Raw genomic sequence first — 3,236 nt, forward strand, 5'->3', positions numbered from 1 at the left:
GTACGGGTTGGTTTACAGGATGGTGACCGATTCGGCCTGCAGGCCCTTCGGCCCCTGGGCAATCGCGAACTCGACCCGCTGCCCTTCCTGCAGCTCGCGGTAGCCATCGCCCTGGATAGCGGAGAAGTGAACGAACACATCATCCCCGCCCTCGCGCGAGATGAAGCCGTAGCCCTTCCCGCCGTTGAACCACTTGACCGTTCCCTGAATACGCTCAGACATTACATTGCCTCCTTGGGCAACAAGAGGATAGGTGCCTGTTTCGTTCCCTGGGGTGGTCGGGTTCTCCGGTCAGTACGGGAGGAACCGAGCCGGCCTGAGCTACTGCCCAGGCCGTTTGTTCGACATCCAGACAGAACTTGCATGCTACCTTCAGAATGCATAATACCACCTTCGTCAAGTTTGGGCAAGGGGCGGCGGAAGCCTGCTTCGGGCCGGTGTCGGGGTGGGCCAAGCGCATGGCCGAGGCCCGCGACGGGGGGCTTGTCCTGGCCGCCGCCGCGAAAGGGATCCCGGACCGGCTTTCACCCAAGCCCGCCGTCCCTGAGGAGATGCTTATCCTGGACTTAGCGCCGGCTCATACGGCCGTGGTCGAATCGCCCTACAGAAGCGCAGAAGTCGATTGCGGAGGTGTACATGTCCATAGCTCCCCGAACGCCCAATTCGCGTTCCAGCCGGAGGCTGTTGCTCGCCACCCTGACGGCCGGCGGGGTGATCGCTGGAGTGTGTGGTCTGCTGGGCGGCGCTGTGGGTGCGACCGGCGCCTACTTGCTGCTCCGACCGCAGACCTCCCCGGCGCCCGTGGGCCCGGTGGCGGCGGCGGTTGCGGTCGATCCGAACTCGGCCGTCACTCAAGCCGCATCGGACGTCGGCCCGGCGGTCGTTACCCTCCTCAACTATCAACAGCCGCAATCGCCTGCCGGCTCGGAAGCCCAGCCGTCGGGATCGGGTTCAGGCTTCATCATCTCCGACCAGGGCTACATCGTCACCAACAACCATGTGGTCGAAGGCGCCAGCTGGCTGGAGGTCATCCTGGCCGATGGCACCAGGCTCGCGGCTGTGCTGGTCGGCGTTGACCCGTTCGCTGACCTGGCGGTCGTCCGCGTCGAGGGGCAGATGCCACGGGTGCTGACCTTCGGCGACTCGGACGCCTTGAAGCCCGGCCAATCCGTAATTGCCTTCGGCTCGCCCCTGGGGGACTTCAAGAACACGGTGACCGTTGGCGTGGTGAGCGGCAAGGGCCGAAGCGTCGGGAGCGGGGTGGGGTATGAGCAACAGGACTTGATCCAAACCGACGCCGCCATCAATCCCGGCAACTCCGGGGGACCGCTGGTCAACCTGGCCGGTGAGGTCATCGGGGTGAACACGCTGGTGGTGCGCAGCAGCGGGGTGGGCGGAGCCCCGGCGGAGGGGTTGGGCTTCGCCATCTCGAGCAACACGGCTCGGGCGATCGTCGAGGAGCTGATTGCCAACGGGCGCGTCGCCCGACCCTATCTGGGGGTCAGCTGGGAGGCGATCTCGTCCCAGGCTGCGGGCGAGCAGGCGGTGCCAGATGGGATTGCGATCACCGAGGTCGTGCCGGGAGGCCCGGCGGAGCAGGCCGGAATCCAAGGCGGGGACATCGTGACCGCGCTAGACGGGCAGCAGATCGACGAGGACCATCCATTCATCAACCAGCTCCTGAGCTTCAAGCCTGGACAGGAGGTCACGATCGAGATCGTCCGCGAAGGCCGACGGCTGCAGCTGCAGATCACGTTGGGGGAGCGGCCTGCCGCCTGAGCGATGGCTCGCCCGGCCCTGCCCAGGCTGGGCGCAAGGGCGAGAAGCTGGCCGCCGGCGACCCCCCGCCGGGACGCCAGCTTGACCCTTCTTCGGCGGCGTGGTAAAGTACCTGCCACAACTGAATAGCCCCTTGTTGCTCTTATCCAGAGAGGCGGAGGGACCGGCCCTTTGATGCCTCGGCAACCTACCAGGACAGGGGTCCTGGCGTGGTGCCAAGTCCGGCAGAAGTACGACTCTGGAAGATGAGAGGGAGGCAAACGATGCTTCATGTTGCCCCTTCTCGTCGAGAAGGGGCAATTTCTTCGCCAGGAGTAGATGCTCGTGACCAACACCTTCATGACCTCGCCTTCGCTGTTCTTCACCTCGGAGTCGGTCACCGAGGGCCATCCCGACAAGCTGTGCGACCAGATTTCGGATGCCGTGCTCGATGCCTGCATCGAACAGGACCCGCGCTCGCGGGTGGCCTGCGAGACGGCGACCAAGACCGGCTTCGTCATGCTGTTCGGGGAGATCACCACGCTGGCTCAGGTGAATTTCGACGACCTGGCGCGTAGGGTGGTCATCGACGTGGGCTACGACGACAGCCGCAAGGGCTTCGACGGCAGGACCTGCGGCGTGCTGGTGGCCCTGGGGAAGCAAAGCCCGAACATCAAGCAGGGCGTGGATGCCTCCCTCGAGGGGCGCAGCCACAAACTGAGCGAGGAGGACGTTGAGACCATTGGCGCTGGCGACCAGGGCATGATGTTCGGCTATGCCTGCAATGAGACGAAGGCGCTGATGCCGATGCCCATCGAGCTGTCTCACCGCCTGACCCGCCGCCTGGCCGAGGTGCGCAAAGCCGGAGGCCTGCCCTGGCTGCGGCCGGATGGCAAAGCCCAGGTGACGATCGAGTACGCCTTTGGGCGCCCCAAGCGGGTGGACACCGTTCTAGTCAGCACCCAGCACGCGCCCGGGACGCCTGCCGAAGACATCCGCGAAGGCGTGATCGAAGAGATCGTCAAGCCGATCCTGCCGGCGGAGCTGGTGGGGAACGGCATCAAGTACTACGTCAACCCGACCGGGTCTTTCGAGATCGGCGGCCCGATGGGCGATTCCGGCTTGACCGGGCGCAAGATAATCGTTGACACCTACGGCGGGATGGGGCGCCACGGCGGGGGATGCTTCAGCGGCAAAGACCCGACGAAGGTCGACCGCTCGGGAGCCTACGCCGCCCGGTACGTTGCCAAGCATGTGGTCGCGGCTGGCCTGGCCGATCGCTGTGAGATCCAGGTCGCCTACGCCATCGGAGTCGCCCATCCGCTATCCGTGAACATCGAGACCTTCGGCACGGGCAGGCTTCCCGACGGCGAAATCATCGAGATCATCACCCGGCTGTTTGACCTGCGGCCTGGGGCCATCATTCGCGATCTCGATCTGCTGCGACCGATCTACCGGCAGACCGCCGCCTATGGCCA

The 3,236-nt window shown here is 65.3% G+C and carries 3 protein-coding genes and 1 riboswitch; of the genes, 2 read left to right on the forward strand and 1 reads right to left on the reverse strand.

All coding sequences use genetic code 11. The features are described 5' to 3' along the window. Positions 1–12: 12 nt before the first annotated feature. Entirely contained in the window at positions 13–222 is a 210-nt protein-coding gene (locus MUO23_13770) for a cold-shock protein (GenBank protein ID MCJ7514018.1), read from the reverse strand. 414 nt (positions 223–636) lie between these two features. Between MUO23_13770 and MUO23_13775 the strand changes: the two genes are divergently transcribed. After that, complete coding sequence (locus MUO23_13775; protein ID MCJ7514019.1) at positions 637–1,779, forward strand: trypsin-like peptidase domain-containing protein; 1,143 nt, start codon at positions 637–639, stop codon at positions 1,777–1,779. A 139-nt stretch (positions 1,780–1,918) separates the two neighbouring features. Next, a riboswitch (SAM riboswitch) is annotated at positions 1,919–2,031 on the forward strand. 72 nt (positions 2,032–2,103) lie between these two features. Next, positions 2,104–3,236: methionine adenosyltransferase (gene metK / locus MUO23_13780; GenBank protein MCJ7514020.1), on the forward strand; the 1,133-nt coding region annotated here is incomplete at its 3' end.

It is taken from the genome of Anaerolineales bacterium, assembly GCA_022866145.1.
Lineage (GTDB): Bacteria > Chloroflexota > Anaerolineae > Anaerolineales > E44-bin32 > PFL42.